Source organism: Aminobacter anthyllidis (assembly GCF_018555685.1).
Lineage (GTDB): Bacteria > Pseudomonadota > Alphaproteobacteria > Rhizobiales > Rhizobiaceae > Aminobacter > Aminobacter anthyllidis.
Genome location: NZ_JAFLWW010000001.1, coordinates 482,726 through 499,953, shown reverse-complemented (window position 1 = coordinate 499,953; position 17,228 = coordinate 482,726). Strand labels below are relative to the sequence as shown.

General features: G+C 62.8%; 15 protein-coding genes and 1 riboswitch. Of the genes, 12 read left to right on the top strand and 3 right to left on the bottom strand.

The window, feature by feature from the left end; translation table 11 throughout:
* Positions 1–6 precede the first annotated feature (6 nt).
* Together J1C56_RS02750 and J1C56_RS02745 are read left to right on the top strand one after the other, a co-directional pair.
* Positions 7–417 carry a YciI family protein gene (locus J1C56_RS02750; RefSeq protein WP_214385776.1) on the top strand — a complete coding sequence of 137 codons (411 nt, stop codon included), beginning with the start codon at positions 7–9 and terminating at the stop codon, positions 415–417.
* The gene (locus J1C56_RS02745; protein WP_214385774.1) at positions 418–1,749 is read left to right on the top strand and encodes an RNA polymerase sigma factor; all 1,332 of its coding nucleotides are present in this window, start codon (positions 418–420) and stop codon (positions 1,747–1,749) included.
* Here the strand turns inward: J1C56_RS02745 and dnaE are convergent.
* Positions 1,746–5,195: a DNA polymerase III subunit alpha gene (gene dnaE, locus J1C56_RS02740; protein ID WP_214386646.1), complete on the bottom strand. Its 3,450-nt coding sequence runs from the start codon at positions 5,193–5,195 to the stop codon at positions 1,746–1,748. The genes J1C56_RS02745 and dnaE overlap by 4 nt on opposite strands.
* A 302-nt stretch (positions 5,196–5,497) precedes the next feature.
* Between dnaE and J1C56_RS02735 the strand changes: the two genes are divergently transcribed.
* The 3 genes from J1C56_RS02735 to J1C56_RS02725 are packed head-to-tail and all read left to right on the top strand — an operon-like array spanning position 5,498 to position 7,721.
* Entirely contained in the window at positions 5,498–6,625 is a 1,128-nt protein-coding gene (locus tag J1C56_RS02735) for an S-(hydroxymethyl)glutathione dehydrogenase/class III alcohol dehydrogenase (protein WP_214385772.1), read from the top strand.
* Entirely contained in the window at positions 6,625–7,092 is a 468-nt protein-coding gene (locus J1C56_RS02730) for a GNAT family N-acetyltransferase (RefSeq protein ID WP_214385770.1), read from the top strand. The genes J1C56_RS02735 and J1C56_RS02730 overlap by 1 nt, the downstream gene beginning before the upstream one ends.
* Positions 7,093–7,109: 17 nt before the next feature.
* Positions 7,110–7,721 (top strand): hypothetical protein, encoded by a 612-nt coding sequence (locus J1C56_RS02725; RefSeq protein ID WP_214385768.1) that lies wholly within the window; start codon positions 7,110–7,112, stop codon positions 7,719–7,721.
* 51 nt (positions 7,722–7,772) lie between these two features.
* On the opposite strand, the gene J1C56_RS02720 is transcribed toward J1C56_RS02725, so the two are convergent.
* On the bottom strand, positions 7,773–8,117 hold the full coding sequence (locus J1C56_RS02720; protein WP_214385766.1) for a cupin domain-containing protein: 345 nt from the start codon (positions 8,115–8,117) through the stop codon (positions 7,773–7,775).
* A gap of 65 nt (positions 8,118–8,182) precedes the next feature.
* On the opposite strand from J1C56_RS02720, the gene J1C56_RS02715 reads away from it, so the two are divergent.
* The 7 genes from J1C56_RS02715 to gcvP all read left to right on the top strand — a co-directional run bounded on the left by J1C56_RS02715 (position 8,183) and on the right by gcvP (position 15,780).
* Positions 8,183–8,656 carry a YaiI/YqxD family protein gene (locus J1C56_RS02715; RefSeq protein WP_214385764.1) on the top strand — a complete coding sequence of 158 codons (474 nt, stop codon included), beginning with the start codon at positions 8,183–8,185 and terminating at the stop codon, positions 8,654–8,656.
* The gene (locus J1C56_RS02710) at positions 8,653–9,309 is read left to right on the top strand and encodes a DUF1345 domain-containing protein (protein WP_214385762.1); all 657 of its coding nucleotides are present in this window, start codon (positions 8,653–8,655) and stop codon (positions 9,307–9,309) included. Before J1C56_RS02715 ends, J1C56_RS02710 begins: the two co-directional genes overlap by 4 nt.
* Before the next feature lie 119 nt (positions 9,310–9,428).
* Entirely contained in the window at positions 9,429–10,304 is an 876-nt protein-coding gene (locus J1C56_RS02705) for a cytochrome b/b6 domain-containing protein (protein ID WP_420797355.1), read from the top strand.
* A 1-nt stretch (position 10,305) separates the two neighbouring features.
* Positions 10,306–11,097: a molybdopterin-binding protein gene (locus J1C56_RS02700; protein ID WP_214385760.1), complete on the top strand. Its 792-nt coding sequence runs from the start codon at positions 10,306–10,308 to the stop codon at positions 11,095–11,097.
* A 148-nt stretch (positions 11,098–11,245) separates the two neighbouring features.
* Positions 11,246–11,332: riboswitch (glycine riboswitch) on the top strand.
* Positions 11,333–11,480: 148 nt separating this feature from the next.
* Complete coding sequence (gene gcvT, locus J1C56_RS02695) at positions 11,481–12,581, top strand: glycine cleavage system aminomethyltransferase GcvT (RefSeq protein WP_214385758.1); 1,101 nt, start codon at positions 11,481–11,483, stop codon at positions 12,579–12,581.
* Positions 12,582–12,586: 5 nt separating this feature from the next.
* Positions 12,587–12,955, top strand: coding sequence for a glycine cleavage system protein GcvH (gene gcvH, locus J1C56_RS02690; protein ID WP_214385756.1), 369 nt, complete (start codon positions 12,587–12,589; stop codon positions 12,953–12,955).
* Positions 12,956–12,969: 14 nt separating this feature from the next.
* Positions 12,970–15,780, top strand: a complete 2,811-nt coding sequence (gene gcvP, locus J1C56_RS02685) for an aminomethyl-transferring glycine dehydrogenase (RefSeq protein WP_214385754.1) — start codon at positions 12,970–12,972, stop codon at positions 15,778–15,780.
* Positions 15,781–15,880: 100 nt separating this feature from the next.
* On the opposite strand, the gene J1C56_RS02680 is transcribed toward gcvP, so the two are convergent.
* Positions 15,881–17,056 (bottom strand): GGDEF domain-containing protein, encoded by a 1,176-nt coding sequence (locus tag J1C56_RS02680; RefSeq protein ID WP_214385752.1) that lies wholly within the window; start codon positions 17,054–17,056, stop codon positions 15,881–15,883.
* Positions 17,057–17,228: the final 172 nt, after the last annotated feature.

The following is a 17,228-nucleotide window of genomic DNA, read 5'->3' as shown; positions in this document are numbered from 1 at the left end:
ACGAAGATGCGTTTCATGATCGTGGTCAAAGCCAGCAAGGATTCGGAAGCCGGCGCCATGCCGCCACAAGAGATGTTGACCGCCATGGCCGACTATCACGAGGAATTGGCCAAAGCCGGCGTGCTGCTCGACGGCAACGGCCTGCATCCGACATCGAAAGGCTGGCGGATCACCTGGTCGGGCGGCAAGAAGAAGATCGTCGATGGCCCCTTCACCGAGACCAAGGAACTGATCGCCGGCTACACCATCATCCAGGTCAAGACGCGCGAGGAGGCCATCGAATGGGCCAATCGCTTCCCCAACCCCCAGATCGACGACGGCGAGATCGAAATCCGGCAGATGTACGAACTGGAGGATTTTGGCGAGAGCGAAGCCATCGAGCGTTTTCGTGAGATAGGCGTGGCGACGAGCAAGTAGATGAACGCAGCAGGCAGGCGCCATCAACCCGGGCCACCCTTGCCGGCCCGGGACGATGGTGATGTGATCGGGCTGGTGAAAAGCCGCGAAACGCATCGCGCCATCGAGACCGTCTTCCGGATAGAGCGCGCCAGGATCATCGCCGTGTTGACCCGCTTCGCGCGCGACGTCGGGCTGGCGGAGGAATTCGCGCAGGACGCGCTCATTGCCGCCCTCAGGCACTGGCCTGACACAGGCGTTCCCGACAAGCCCGGCGCCTGGCTGATCGCCGCCGCCAAGCGGCGCGCTGTCGATCATTTTCGCCGTGCCAAGATGGCAGAGGGCAAGATCGCACTGCTTGGTGTCGAAGCGGAAAGCATGGTCGGGCTTCCGGACCTCGACGACGACATCGGCGACGAAATGCTCGACCTGATGTTCATCGCTTGTCATCCTGTGCTGCCGCCCGAGGCACGCGTGGCGCTGACGCTTCGACTGGTCGGCGGACTGACGACGGAAGAAATCGCACGCGCATTTCTCGTTTCCGAACAGGCCATGGCGCAGCGTATCGTCCGCGCCAAGCGCAGCCTTGCTGAGGCCCAGCTCGCTTTCGAGCGTCCACAAGGCACCGAGCGTACCGAACGCCTGTCGTCGGTGCTCGAAATTCTCTACCTCGTCTTCAACGAAGGCTATTCCGCCACCAAGGGCGAAGACTGGATGCGGCCCCAACTCTGCAATGAGGCGCTACGGCTGGGGCGTATCCTGGCAGGCCTTGCCCCGAGTGAGTCCGAGGTGCACGGCCTCGTTTCGTTGATGGAGCTGCAGGCGTCGCGCCTTGCCGCTCGCATCGACGCGGCCGGCATGCCGGTGCTGTTGCTCGACCAGAACCGCGCGCGCTGGGACCGGCTGCTCATCAAGCGTGGGCTTGCCGCTCTTGCCCGCGCCGAAAAGCTTTCGGCTAGAGCTGGGCCCTACACACTCCAGGCTACAATCGCTGCTTGCCACGCGCGTGCCCGAACCCCTGAAGAGACCGAATGGGTACGCATCGCAGCGCTTTATGCGGCACTGGCGGCGCGGATCCCCTCGCCGGTCGTCGAGCTCAACCGCGCTGTCGCGATTGCCATGGCCTTCGGTCCAGCGGCAGGGCTTGAGCTAGCCGACCAGCTGGCAAGCGATGTGGCGCTGCGCGGCTATCACTTGCTGCCCGCCGTGCGGGCTGACCTGCTGATGAAGCTTGGCCGCCTCATTGAAGCCGGCGCCGAATTCAAGCGCGCCGCGTCGCTCACCCAGAACGATCGCGAGCGGGCCCTTCTGCTCCAGCGGGCGCAATCGTGTGACGAACAGCGCCTGGCCTAGACAAGTTCGACCTCCACCACTCCCGGCACGGCGCGCATGGCCGAGGCGATCGACGGCGTGATGCGATAGCGATTGGGAAGCTCGATCTCGATCTCCCCTTGCGCCTCGCCCTTGAGAACGATGAAGCTGACCTCGCCCTCGCCGCGCACTGTCAGCTGGTTGGACAGCATGTTGAGCGGTGCCGCGTCGCGTACGAAGATGCGCAGCGTCTTTTGCACCCGGCTCGCTTCGTCCTCCAGCGACTGCACCGTCTGGATGCGCAGGTTGACGCCTTCCGGGCGGTCTTCCGCGGCAACGGTGACGACCACCGACTTGCCGGGCTCGCAGAGGTCGCGATACTGCGCCAGCGTTTCGGAGAACATCACCGCTTCATATTGGCCCGAGACATCCGAAAACTGAACAATGCCCATCTTGTTGCCGGTCTTGGTCTTGCGCTCCTGCTTGGTCGTCACGGTGCCCGCCAACCGGCCAGCGGTCGCGCCACGCTTCACGGCAGCGGCGAAATCGGCCCAGTTCTGGACGCGCATCTTTTCAAGCGCTGCCTTGTATTCATCGAGCGGATGCGCCGAGAGGTAGAAACCGACGACCTGGAACTCGCGATGCAGGCGATCCGCTGGAAGCCACGCATCGGCGACAGGCAAATGCAGCGACGGCGCCTGCCCCGAAGCCGCGCTGCCGAAGATGTCGGACTGGCCAAGGGTGGCGTTTTCGTGGGCGCGTGACGCAAGGCCCATCATGCGTTCCATTCCGGCCATCATCGCCGCACGCTCATGACCGAAACAATCGAGCGCGCCAGCCATGATCAGGCTTTCGAAGACACGCTTGCCGACCAGTTTCGGGTCGATGCGCTCGCAGAAGTCGGCAAGGCTGGCAAACGGCTTTTCGGCACGCTTGGCGACGATGTGCTGCACCGCCGCCTCACCCACGCCCTTGATGGCGGCGAGGGAGTAGAAGATCTTCTTTTCGCCAACCTCGAAGTCGCGGAAGCTTGTCATGACCGATGGCGGCACGACATCGATGCCGAGGCGCATGGCGTCCTGGCGGAAGTCGTTGAGCTTGTCGGTGTTGGACATATCGTAGGTCATCGAGGCGGCGAGGAACTCGACCGGGTAATGCGCCTTGAGATAGGCCGTCTGGTAGGAAACGATGGCGTAGGCTGCGGCGTGCGACTTGTTGAAGCCGTAGTCGGCGAACTTGGCCAGAAGGTCGAAGATGAAGTTGGCCTGCGGCTTGGCCACACCGCCATCCACGGCACCGGTGACGAAGCGCTCGCGCTGCTTGTCCATCTCGGCGCGGATCTTCTTGCCCATGGCGCGGCGCAGCAGATCGGCTTCGCCAAGCGAGTAGCCGGACAGCACCTGGGCGATCTGCATGACCTGTTCCTGGTAGACGATGACCCCTTGGGTCTCCTTCACCAGGTAGTCGATCTTGGGATGGATCGACTCGATCTCTTCTTCGCCATGCTTGCGGGCGTTGTAGGTCGGGATGTTCTCCATCGGGCCGGGACGATAGAGCGCCACCAGGGCGATGATGTCTTCGATGCGGTCGGGCTTCATGCCGATCAGCGCCTTGCGCATGCCGGCACTTTCAACCTGGAATATGCCGACGGTCTCGCCGCGCGACAGCATGGCGTAGGTCAGCGGATCATCGAGCGGAATCAGCGCGAGGTCGATGTCGACGCCACGGCGGCTGATGAACTCGAGCGCCTTTTGCAGCACCGTCAGCGTCTTGAGGCCAAGGAAGTCGAACTTCACCAGCCCGGCCTGCTCGACATACTTCATATTGAACTGGGTGACCGGCATGTCCGAGCGCGGGTCCCGGTACATTGGCACGAGTTCGGAAAGCGGACGGTCGCCGATGACGATGCCGGCGGCATGCGTCGAGGCGTGGCGATAAAGCCCTTCGAGCTTCTGCGCCATGTCGAGCAGCGTCTGCACGATCGGCTCGCGCTCGGCCTCTTCGGCAAAGCGCGGTTCGCCTTCGATCGCCTGGCCCAGCGTCACCGGATTGGCCGGGTTCTGCGGCACCATCTTGCACAGCTTGTCGACCTGGCCGTAAGGCATCTGCAAGACGCGGCCGACGTCGCGCAGCACGGCGCGCGCCTGCAGCGTTCCGAAGGTGATGATCTGGCCGACTTGGTCGCGGCCATACTTGCCCTGGACGTAGCGGATCACTTCTTCGCGCCGGTCCTGGCAGAAGTCGATGTCGAAGTCGGGCATCGAGACGCGGTCTGGATTGAGGAAGCGCTCGAACAGCAGCGAGAAGCGCAACGGGTCGACGTCGGTGATGGTCAGGGCATAAGCAACCAGTGAACCTGCACCCGAACCACGGCCAGGGCCAACCGGAATGCCCTGAACCTTCGCCCATTTGATGAAGTCCGCAACGATCAGGAAGTAGCCTGGGAACTTCATGCGCTCGATGATGCCGAGCTCGTACTCCAGCCGTTCCTTGTATTGTTCCGGCGTATAACCTTCAGACAGACCGCGCGATTCAAGCCGCATGGCAAGACCTTCATGGGCCTGGCGTGTCAGCTCCGCCGCTTCGGCTGCGACCGCCGCATCGGCATCGGCAATATCGCCACCGGTAAAGCGCGGCAGGATCGGATTGCGGTTCTTGGGATAGTAGGAACAGCGCCGAGCGATCTCGACCGTATTGTCAATCGCTTCAGGCAGGTCGGCAAAAAGCTCCGCCATCTCCTTCTGCGACTTGAGGAAATTGTCGGGTGTCAGCCTGCGACGATTGTCTTCGGCGACCACCGAGCCCTCGGCAATGGCGATGAGCGCATCATGTGCCTCGAAGTCGGCACGCGCGGCAAAGAACGCCTCGTTGGTGGCGACCAGAGGCAGATAGTGGCGGTAGGCCAGTTCGATCGTCGCGGCCTCGACAACCCGGTCGTAGCCGGCCAGCCGCTCGAGCTCGACGTAAAGCCGGTCGCCGAACAATTGCTTCAACGCCAGCAGGCGGCTTTCGGCAATTGCGTTATGATCACTCTTGATCGCAGCGCCAATCGGCCCGCGCGGACCGCCGGTCAGGCAGATGATGCCCTCGGCTGAAGCGGCAAGCCAATCGAGCGTCGCATGAACCGGGTCGCCGGGTGGCGTTTCCAGATAGAGACGGCTAACCAGGCGAACGAGGTTGGCGTAACCGGTTTCGGTCGCTGCGAGCAAAACAACCGGATAGAGGTCCAGCGCCTGCTTCCAGCCCTGGCCACGTTGTGCATTGTCTCCGCTGTCGGCGAAGTCGACATCGACCTGGCAGCCAATCAGGGGCTGCACGCCATCCTTTGTCGCCTTCTGGGCAAATTCGAGCGCGCCGAACAGGTTGTTGGTGTCGGCGACGGCGATGGCAGGCGCTGCATCCTTGGTGGCATGGCCGACAACCTTGTCGAGCTTCAAGGCACCTTCGAGCAGCGAATAGGGCGAGTGGACGCGCAGATGAATGAACATCCGATCGGAAGCCTCTGGCTTGTCTGCATTTTTCAACGCTTCGCGCTTGAGCGGATCGCGCGGGAGCCTGTCACTCGACATCGAATCGTTAGCCTTGCAAGGGAAAATTCCAAGGTCATGTTCGGTCACGCCCGCCGCCATGTCCATCCCGCAACGGGTCGCGCCAGCAACGGCTTGTGGAGTAGTATCGTGACCGCCGCTTTACGACCGCTGAGTGTCGCCTTCGCGGTTGATCGCCTTGGCAAAACCTGAAACCTTGCCGCCGACATTTGCCCCCGGATTTTGCTTGAAGGAACATTGCCATGAAAACCCGCGCCGCCGTCGCCGTTGGAGCTGGAAAGCCGCTCGAGATCATGGAGGTCGACCTCGAGGGGCCGCGCGAGGGCGAGGTGCTTGTCGAGATCAAGGCGACCGGCATCTGCCACACTGACGAGTTCACGCTGTCGGGTGCCGATCCCGAAGGCATCTTCCCGGCTATCCTCGGCCATGAGGGTGCCGGTGTCGTCGTCGATGTCGGCAAGGGTGTCACCTCGCTCAAGAAGGGCGACCACGTCATCCCGCTCTACACGCCGGAATGCCGCTCGTGCCCGTCCTGCCTCAGCCGCAAGACCAATCTGTGCACCGCGATCCGCGCGACGCAGGGGCAAGGCGTGATGCCTGACGGCTCCAGCCGGTTCTCGATCGGCAAGGACAAGATCTTCCACTACATGGGCTGCTCGACGTTTTCGAACTTCACCGTGCTGCCCGAGATCGCGCTCGCCAAGGTCAACCCGGACGCGCCCTTCGACAAGATCTGCTACATCGGCTGCGGCGTGACGACAGGCATCGGTGCGGTCATCAACACCGCCAAGGTCGAGATCGGTTCGACGGCGATCGTCTTCGGTCTCGGCGGCATCGGCCTCAACGTGCTGCAGGGCCTGCGCCTTGCCGGTGCAGACATGATCATCGGCGTCGACATCAACAATGACCGCAAGGCCTGGGGCGAGAAGTTCGGCATGACGCATTTCGTCAATCCGAAGGAGGTCGAGGGCGACATCGTGCCTTACCTCGTCAACATGACCAAGCGTGGTGCCGACCAGATTGGCGGTGCCGACTACACCTTCGACTGCACCGGCAATGTCAAGGTGATGCGCCAGGCGCTCGAAGCATCGCATCGCGGCTGGGGCGAGAGCATCGTCATCGGTGTCGCCGGTGCCGGCCAGGAGATCGCGACGCGGCCGTTCCAGCTGGTCACCGGCCGGACCTGGAAGGGCACCGCCTTTGGCGGCGCGCGCGGCCGCACCGACGTGCCGAAGATCGTCGACTGGTACATGGACGGCAAGATCCTGATCGACCCGATGATCACGCATACGCTCAAGCTCGAAGACATCAACAAGGGTTTTGACCTGATGCATTCGGGCGAAAGCATCAGAAGCGTCGTGGTGTACTGATGAACGAGGTCGCATATGAGGTCGACGTCAGGAGCCTGGACGATCTTTCTCCCCGCGACCTCTATGCGATGCTGAAAATGCGCATCGACGTCTTCGTCGTCGAGCAGAAATGCGCGTTCCCCGAAATGGACGGCAAGGATCCCGAGGCGTTGCACCTCAGGCTGCTTGCCGGCACGGAATTGCTGGCGAGCACGCGCATCATCGCCCCTTCCGGCACCGACGATCCGGCCTATATCGGCCGGGCCGTCGTGTCGCCAAACCATCGCGGCAAGCGGCTCGGCGACAAGCTGATGGCCGAATCCATCGCGGCATGCGAGCGGTTGTTTCCGGGTCGCCCGATCGCGCTGTCGGCGCAGAGCCATCTGCAAAAGTTCTATGCGTCCTTCGGCTTCGAGACCGTGTCGGAAGAATATCTGGAAGACGATATTCCTCACATCGACATGCTCAGAAAAAACGCCTCACCCTGAAATCCTTGGAGCAGATATTGGATCAGATCACGCCCGAAGAACTTGAACAACGCGGAAGGCATGTAGCCGAAAAATTCGGAGGCATCCTACCCGCTTTTGAAGCTTTCTATGTCGAATCAATATTGTACTCATCAAATATTGCGAATGATGCTTTTAACCGATACGAATATTCAGTCTCCAACTTAGATAACGAAGAAGTTATATTTTCCTATGCGCAAGAAGCGCTTACCCACGTCGGGTCGCTTTCACGCTTCTTCTGGCCCTCAAGGAAGAAAGGCGTTGCCCACGCGCGGGGAGAAAAACTGAGAACAGCTTTTGGTGTCTCCGAGGAATCCGTTCTCAAGACACGGGAGCTTAGAAATTCGCTAGAGCACTTCGACGAACGCTTAGACGAATTTCTGCTCCAGGACCCGACAGGAATGTTCTTCCCTGGGGCAACGGTAGGCGACCACAGCATCGCCGATCAGTCACCTGGCCAAATATTTCGCTTGATTGACCCCGTCGCTGAGGTGTTCGTTATTTTGGGCAAGAAGCATGACTTTGCTGGTGTTCGTAGCGAGGTTGCGCGGGTTCTTGAATTGGCCAAGGCCATGATTGCCAACGGATCGCGACTTAAGGCGCCCAGATGATCTTGGATGCAGATCGGGCTGTCTGCTCTGCGAATGAGACGACGTGGCCGGTCACTCCAGCCACGTCGTTTCAAAGGTTCCTGCAACATGCAGGTCGGTCGTCTCGAGGCGGCCGGGACCGAGATTGGTGAATTTGTGCGGCGTGTTCGCAGGCGCGACCAGGATCTGCCCGGCCTCCGCTTCGACCGTCTCGTCGCCAACGGTGAACAGCGCCCGGCCGACACGAACAATGAAGACTTCCGGATAGGGGTGCGTGTGCAGCTTGGGGCCGCCGCCGACCTTGTCACTGCTGAAGAACACGACAGAGACGTCCGCCCCGTAGGCAGCGCCCTGGAATTCACCGTGCCAGACATCGGGCTTTTCGGCCCATTGTTCGCGATTGATCAGATATGCCATGCTCGGCCTCCGTTCGACGCGCCAGACCATAGCCAAAGATATCCCTTCCCGGAACAGTGCCTGAAATGACCGAAAATGCCCCGATCATCTATGTCGACGCCGACGCCTGCCCGGTGAAGGACGAGGTGGTGAAGGTCGCCGAACGGCTGGACCTAATCGTGACCTTCGTGTCCAACGGCGGCCTGCGCCCGTCGCGCGACCCGATGATCCGCAACGTCGTCGTCTCCAAGGGTGCGGACGCCGCCGACGACTGGATCGTCGAGAATGCGCGCCCCAATGACATCGTTGTCACCGCCGACATTCCTCTGGCCGCCAGAACCGTGGCGCTCGGCGCGCATGTGCTCGGCCCCACAGGCAGGCCGTTCACGCCCGAAAGCATCGGCATGGCGGTGGCCATGCGCGACCTCAAGCAGCACCTCCGCGAGACCGGCGAGAGCAAGGGCTACAACGCGTCCTTCGCGCCCCAGGATCGCTCGCGTTTCCTCGGCGCGCTCGACCAGATCGCGCGCCGGGCCGTAAAGGCGGTACAAGCGTCATGAAGCCTTTTGGCCGCCACTTCATCTTCATCGCCAGCGCTGGTGTCGGGCTGCTAGCGCTGGCCGTGGCAATGCTGCTCCAGCATCCGCTCAGCTACAGCATCGCGGCCAATGCGTTCTTTGCATCCTACATCTTCCTGGTGCTGCGCGAGATGCCGAGACTGACCGCCGACTTCCTGAGCCGGCGCGCCCAGCAAGCGGACGAACCGGTCTGGATCATCTTCCTGGTAACGATCGGCATCGTCGCGGTGGCCGTCGGCTCGCTGTTCGTTCTGATGAACGCAAGGCAGGTCCCGCATCCCTACTGGCTGGCGTTTTCGCTAATATCGCTGCCGCTCGGCTGGCTGACCATTCACGCCATGGCCGCACTTCACTACGCCCGCCTTTACTGGAAAGGCGACAGCAAGTCGGAAACTGCTTCAGCACGCAGCCAAAAGCCGGTCGGCGGGTTGATCTTTCCCGGTATGGAACGTCCCTGCGGTTGGGATTTTCTCTACTTCGCCGTGGTCATCGGCATGACGGCCCAGACCGCCGATACCAACATCTCGTCTACGCATATGCGCAAGGCGGCGCTGGTCCATTCGATCCTGTCGTTCTTCTTCAACACCATCATCGTCGCTGCCGCCGTCAACCTGGTGGTCTCGCTGGCAAGCTGATCGGCTCACGCGAATATCATCGCGGCAGCGAAACAATTCCCTGCGCCCAAGCGTAATCCTTTGCGAAGGGGCGTAACATTGCGCCCCGCAACGGCTGATGCCATGGGAGATCAGGCGCGATGGAAAGCCAGGCACGCATGGTGCAGCAGGCCGATGAAGGGACTGCGCCGGTCACCTGCGGCGAACTCGTCTACCGCCAGACGCGCTGGACGCGTCTCACCCACTGGATCTGGGCACTGTCGCTGTTTTTCCTGCTGCTCACCGGCCTGCAGATATTCAACGCCCATCCGGCACTCTACATCGGCAAGCAGTCCGGCTTCGCTTTCAGCAATGACGTCCTGGTCATTGGTGCGGAAGATAGTGCAACAGGTCCAGTCGGTTACACGACAATTCTCGGACATCGATTCAACACGTCAGGGGTGCTCGGCCTCTCCGGCCCTGCCGCCAATCCAAGCGTCCGCGCTTTCCCGGCATGGGCGACGATCCCCTCCGGCCAGGACCTCGCCACGGGGCGCGTTGTGCACTTCTTCTTCGCCTGGCTTTTATCAGGCACGCTGCTCGTCTGGCTCGTCGCCAGCCTGCTCAACGGCCACCTGCGCCGCGACCTGGCACCCGGTGTCGATGATCTGCGCCGGCTGCCCAGGGACATTGCCGATCACGCCAAGCTAAGATTCCACCACAGCCGCGACTACAATACGCTGCAGAAGCTGGCCTATGGCGGGGTGCTGTTCGTGCTATTGCCACTGATGATCGTCACCGGCCTCGCCATGTCGCCGAGCATGAACGCCGCCGTGCCCTTCCTCGCCGATCTGCTCGGTGGGCGTCAGACCGCGCGCACCATCCATTTCGTCACCATGGTGCTGCTCGTCGGCTTCTTCATCGTCCACATGCTGATGATCCTTGCAGCAGGACCGATCAACGAACTGCGCTCGATCGTCACCGGCTGGTACCGCACCGATCCGCCGGCGGGTGACCGTCACGAAGGGAGCGTCTGAGATGCCCAAATTCCAGCTCAGCCGCCGCCGCTTCCTTACCGCCGCAACGCTTGGGGCATCGACGGTTGCTCTGTCCGGCTGCGACGCCTTCGACTTCCTTGCCGATCTCGATAACGGCGTGCGCAACGTCCTCGAAGGCGCCAACGACCTGACCTATCGCGTCCAGAGGCTGATCGCCGGACGCTCATCCCTCGCCCAGGAATTCACCGAGGCCGATATCCGTCAGCCACAGCGGCCGAACGGCATCACCGCGCCCAATGACAGTGTCTACAAGGGACTGCAGTCCGGCGACTTCGCCGACTGGCGGCTGGAGGTGACCGGGCTTGTCGAAAAGCCGCTGTCGCTGTCGCGGCAGCAGTTGATGGACATGCCCTCGCGCACCCAGATCACCCGCCACGACTGCGTCGAAGGCTGGAGCTGCATCGCCAAATGGACCGGTGTGCCGATGACGCTGGTGCTCGATCAGGCAGTGGTCAAGCCGCAGGCACGTTATGTGGTTTTCCACTGCCTCGACACGATCGAGCAAAGCCTGTCTGGCCAGGTCAAATATTACAGCTCGATCGACCTGATCGACGCGCGGCACCCCCAAACGATCCTTGCCTATGGCATGAATGGAATGCCGCTTCCCGTGGAGAACGGCGCACCGCTGCGCGTACGGGTCGAGCGTCAGCTCGGCTACAAGATGCCGAAATACATCCACAAGATCGAACTCGTCGACAGCTTTGGCGCCATGGGTTTTGGCAAGGGTGGCTATTGGGAAGACCGCGGCTACGACTGGTATGGCGGCATCTGACGGCGTTCACCCCGATGGCAGGGTCCGTGCGCTCACTACCCGGAAGTATTGGATGGGACTATCCTTGCGGTGAATAAGCACTGCGCGTCTAGGTGACAAAGCGTCGTGCGTGGGATATTGACGACTCGTCGAGGGCCTTAACCGGCTCTACCTGTTTGCGGGAGAGAGCAGCGAAAGCTGCCGCCGAAGGGGAAATCGCCCGAAATCTCTCAGGCAAAAGAACCGTAGACGGGAAAGACACTCTGGAAAGTCGGGACTTTGATCCCGCGCCGAAGGTGTAAGCGCTGCCGACAGAGTTCCGGAGCGCGAGTCTCTCAGGCTTCAGACAGAGGGGCACGGAATGGCCGCCGCAGCGGCTGGACACGTGCGACTCTGGAGAAGACATGACGGGCGACCATACAAACCAACTACCCCTTGCAGACCTGCATACAACAGCTGGTGCGCGCTTTGGCGCTTTCGCCGGCTGGAACATGCCGCTGACCTACCCCGCCGGCGTGATGAAGGAGCACCTTCACACCCGCGAGCATGTCGGGCTGTTCGACATCTCCCACATGAAGCTGTTCCTGGTCACGGGATCGGGTGCCGCCGACCTGATCAACCGCGCCTGCCCGCTCGATGCGCGCGCGCTCGATATCAGGCAGTCGAAGTACACCTTCTTGCTGACCGAAACCGCCGGCATCATCGACGACCTGATCATCACCCGCCTCGGCGACCAACGCTTCATGGTGGTAGCCAACGCCGGCAATGCCGCGACCGACGAGGCGCATCTGCGCGCGCTTGCCAAGGATTTCGACGCGACGATCGAGCCGCTCGACCGCGTCTTCATCGCGATCCAGGGTCCGGAAGCTCCGGCGGTACTTGCAAAGGCGGGCATCGCCACCGACGAGCTGTTCTTCATGCAGGGCTTCGAGCCCCGCGCCAACTGGTTCATGAGCCGCTCCGGCTATACCGGCGAAGACGGTTTCGAGGTCGGCCTGCCGGAAGCCGACGCGCGCGAACTGCTGGGCAAGCTGCTCGGCGACGAGCGCGTCATGTGGATCGGCCTTGCCGCCCGCGACAGCCTGCGCCTCGAGGCAGGCCTGTGCCTGCACGGCAACGACATTACCCCCGAGAACGATCCGGCAAGTGCTGGCCTGATGTGGGCAATTCCCAAGGACCTGCGCGCTGATGGCGCCTTCATCGGCCGCGCAGCACTTGCGACGATCCTCGCTGACGGCGCCAAGGAAAAGCGCGTTGGCCTGAAGCCCGAGGGCCGCCAGCCGGTTCGCTCCGGCGCCGAGCTCTTCGACGCCGACGGCAAGCTGATCGGCCGCGTCACGTCGGGCGGCTTCGGCCCTTCAGCCGGCTTCCCGGTGGCGATGGGCTACGTCTCGACACAGCTCGCCAAGGCCGGCACCCGCGTCTTCGCCGACGTCCGCGGCACCAAGGTGCCTGTCGACGTCCATTCTCTTCCCTTCACGCAGCATCGCTATCGCAAAGGATGACTTCCATGACCAAGACCTATTACACCGAAGACCACGAGTGGCTGCGCGTCGAGGGCGACATCGCAACGGTCGGCATCACCGACTACGCCCAGGAACAACTTGGCGACCTCGTCTTCGTCGAACTGCCTGAAGCTGGCCGCAAGGTCGCCAAGGGCGACGTCGCCGTCGTCGTCGAATCCGTCAAGGCAGCTTCGGACGTCTATGCGCCGCTCGACGGCGAGATCATCGACGCAAACGCAACGCTCTCCTCTGATCCGGCCCTCGTCAATTCGGCTGCCACCGGCGACGGCTGGCTGTGGAAGATGAAGATCGCCAATGCAGGCCAGCTCGAGGGCCTGATGGATGAAGCGGGCTACAAAGCCCATATCGGTTGACAGGATCGCCTGAGATGACCACTGCACCTTACCCCTTTTCGGCCCGTCACATCGGGCCCGGCCCGAAACAAACCCGCGCCATGCTGGCCGCCATCGGCGTGCCTTCGGTGGAAACGCTGATTTCGCAAGCTGTTCCGAAGTCCATCCGGCTCGATCGCGCGCTGAACCTGCCGGCACCTGCCAGCGAACATGAAGCGCTTGCCGAGCTCGGCGAGAAGATGGGCCGCAACAAGGTGCTGAAGAGCTTCATTGGCGCCGGCTACCATGGCGTCAACGTGCCTCCGGTCATCCAGCGCAACCTGTTCGAGAACCCGGCCTGGTACACCGCCTACACGCCCTACCAGGCCGAAATCAGCCAGGGCCGCCTGGAGCTGCTGTTCCACTTCCAGACGCTGGTCGCCGAACTGACCGGCCTACCAGTCGCCTCCGCGTCGCTGCTCGACGAAGCGACCGCCGTCGCCGAAGCGGTCGGCATCGCGCTGCGCCATCATCGTGACAAGCGCAGCCGTGTCGCCCTTGCCGGTGCAGCGCATCCGCAGGTCCTCGACGTCGTTCGCACCCGCGCCGAGCCGCTCGGGACCGAGATCGACGGCGAGACCATCGACGACAACACGGCAGCGCTGATCGTCTCCTGGCCCGACACCAACGGCGTCTATGGCGACCACAAGGCGGCGATCGAGAAGGCCAAGGCCGTAGGCGCCATCGTCATCTTCGTCTCGGATCCGCTCAGCCTGACCGTCACCGACACGCCTGCCAGCCTTGGCGCCGACATTGCCACCGGTTCGATGCAGCGCTTTGGCGTGCCGATGGGTTTTGGCGGCCCGCACGCCGCCTATTGCGCCGTCTCCGACAAGCTGACCCGCCTTATGCCGGGCCGCCTGGTCGGCCAGTCGGTCGACAGCAAGGGTCGTCCGGGCTATCGCCTCGCGCTGCAGACGCGCGAACAGCACATCCGCCGCGACAAGGCGACGTCGAACATCTGCACGGCACAGGCACTGCTCGCCAACATGGCGGCATCCTATGCCATCTGGCATGGCTCGGTCGGCCTGCAGGCGATCGCCGAGCGTGTCCACGCGCTGGCGAGCCGCCTTGCCGAAAGCCTGACGGCCGCCGGCCTGTCGGTGCTCGGCGACAAGCGTTTCGACACCATCACCATCGAAGCCAAGGGCAAGGCCGAAGCCTTCGCCACTGAAGCTGAGAAGACCGGCCGCCTGCTGCGTGTCATCGACGCCGACCATGTCTCGGTCGCCTTCGACGAGACCTCGACCGCTGCCGATCTCGAAGCGATCGCCGCCCTGTTTGGCGCAAAGGTCGCAGCCGAAGCCAAGCGCTCGCTTCCCGGCCAGCCGCGCGGCAAGGAATTCCTGACCCAGCCGGTGTTCCACCAGAACCGCTCGGAAACCGACATGATGCGCTTCCTGCGCAGGCTGGCCGACAAGGACCTGGCGCTCGACCGCGCCATGATCCCGCTCGGCTCCTGCACCATGAAGCTCAATGCCGCCGCCGAGATGATGCCGGTCAGCTGGCCATCGGTCGCCAACCTGCATCCGTTCGCACCGACCAGCCATTCGCTCGGTTATCGCGCGATGACCGACGACCTCGAGGCATGGCTGTGCGAGATCACCGGTTTCGACGCCGTCAGCCTGCAGCCGAATGCCGGCAGCCAGGGTGAATATGCCGGCCTTCTGGCGATCCGCCGCTATCACCACTCGCGTGGCGAGACGCAGCGCAACATCTGCCTGATCCCGTCCTCGGCGCATGGCACCAACCCGGCCAGTGCGGCGATGGCCGGCATGGACGTGGTTGTCGTGCATTGCCTCGAAGACGGCGACATCGACGTCACCGATCTCAAGGTGAAGGCCGAGCAGCACGCCGACAAGCTCGCGGCGCTGATGTTCACCTACCCCTCGACGCATGGCGTGTTCGAGGAAGGCGCGCGCGACATCTGCGAGATCGTTCATGCGCATGGCGGTCAGGTCTATTTCGACGGCGCCAACCTGAACGCGATGGTCGCGCTTTCGCGGCCCGCCGACATCGGCGCCGACGTCTGCCACATGAACCTGCACAAGACGTTCTGCATTCCGCATGGCGGCGGCGGCCCCGGCATCGGCCCGATCGGCGTCAAGTCGCACCTGGCCCCGTTCCTGCCCGGGCATGTCGAAATCGGCAGCGCGCATGCGGTCTCGGCAGCCCCCTTCGGCAGCGCCTCGATCCTGCCGATCACCTGGATGTACATCCGGATGATGGGCGCTTCGGGCCTGAAGCAGGCGACGGAAACGGCGATCCTCAATGCCAACTACATCGTCAGCAAGCTCGAGGCGCACTATCCCGTGCTGTTCAAGGGCCGCAACGGCCGTGTCGCGCATGAGTGCATCCTCGACACCCGCGTGCTCAAGGAGCGCGCCGGCATCTCGGTCGAGGACATCGCCAAGCGCCTGATAGACTACGGCTTCCACGCTCCGACCATGTCCTGGCCGGTTGCCGGGACGCTGATGGTCGAGCCGACCGAGTCCGAGCCGAAGCACGAGATCGACCGTTTCTGCGAAGCGATGATCGCCATCGCCAACGAAGCGGCGAAGGTCGAAAAGGGCGAGTGGCCGCAGGATGACAATCCGCTGGTCAACGCGCCGCACACGGCGACGGAGACGCTGGCGGGCGAGTGGAAGCACCCCTACTCGCGCCTCGAAGCGGCCTATCCCGGCGGCGATCCCGACACTGTGGCCAAATACTGGCCGCCAGTGTCGCGCATCGACAACGTAGCCGGTGACCGCAACCTCGTCTGCGCCTGCCCGCCGCTGAGCGAGTATCTCGGCGCCGCCGAGTAATCGAACGGCCAGCTTTAGGATCGGCGGCGCACCTCACGGGCGCCGCCGATTTGATTCAAGCGTCGCGTCGGAGGACGACAGTCGTTCTTCCCAAGTGACCCTATGCGAATAGAAGCTCAGGCTCGGGCGATCTTTCACCGTCCGCGGCAGCCGCTGTGGCGACGCGGTTGCGCCCGGCACGCTTGGCGGCATAAAGCGCGACATCGGCTGCAAGCAACATCTGCTCGAGCGTCGTTGCCTTGTCTTCGCCGAAACAGATGCCGACGCTGACCGTACTACGCAACGGGCCGAGCTTGGTCGCGACGACTTCGGCACCGAAGGATGCGCCGATCGTGCGTAGGATCTGGTGAGCCTCAAGCGCAGGAATGCCGGACATGATCACGGCAAACTCCTCTCCGCCGAGCCTGAAACCTTCGACGCCATCCTGGGCATATTTCCTGACCACGTCAGCAAAGCGCTGCAGCACTCTGTCGCCCACGGCGTGGCCGAAGATGTCATTCGTGCGCTTGAAATGATCCAGATCGAACATCGCAAGTGCGGTCCTGGAATCAAAGCGCGTATCGCCGTGAAGCATGCCCAGCGCACGCCGGTTCATCAGCCCGGTCAGCGGGTCGGTGAGGGTTTCCTCGGTCAGGCGGCTCTGGGTCCGCAAATGATGGAAGGAAATGGTGAGCGCCCCGAGCGCGGTCATGCAGGCAACGACGACCACCGTATTGACGTCCTCGGCCCAGTTCCTGGGCACGCCTCCCAGCGCCCACTGCTTTTGCTGGATGATGACGAAGGCGCACAACGCGAAGGATAGGGCGCTGCTTCCAGTGAGCAGCGAGACCGGGGCCAGCACGCGGCGGTCGACCTCCGTGCTCGTCCAGAACGCGGCAGCGGTCATGATCAGGATGCCGGTGACGGCGGAATAGGCGATGACGAAGCCGAGGCCGTCGAAACCCGCGGCGGTTACAACGGCCGTCAACGCAATGATGGCAGCGACCGGTATGGCGGCCGGTCTCGACCAGCCGCGTTCGATGTACTGGTCGGACGAACTGAAGACGACGAAGAAGCCGGCCACCAGCAAGGCAAGCATGGCTTGACCGAGCCAAGGCGAGGCGTAGCGACCGTAGAGCCAAAAGGCGATGACATGGAGCACGAGAAGTAGTATCCCGACCGCCATCGTAAGCACGAAACGGGACTGACGCGCCGTCAACCAGATCGCGACGAGCGTTCCGCTCAGACACGCGCCGGACAGGGCCGTGGCGAGCAACAAGGAACCGAAGTCAAGCACGGGGGCGCGGCCTTCCTGATGTCCGAATGTTCGGGCAGCAGTTATTGGATATTGCGCGTTAGCCGCAACCTTGCACGACCGCTTCCACGACAGCACTGGCGTGTCGAGTTCGGATAGCGTTTACGAAAGGTTGCGCCAACCCTGCCAATTCGGGCATATCGAACAGGCCGTG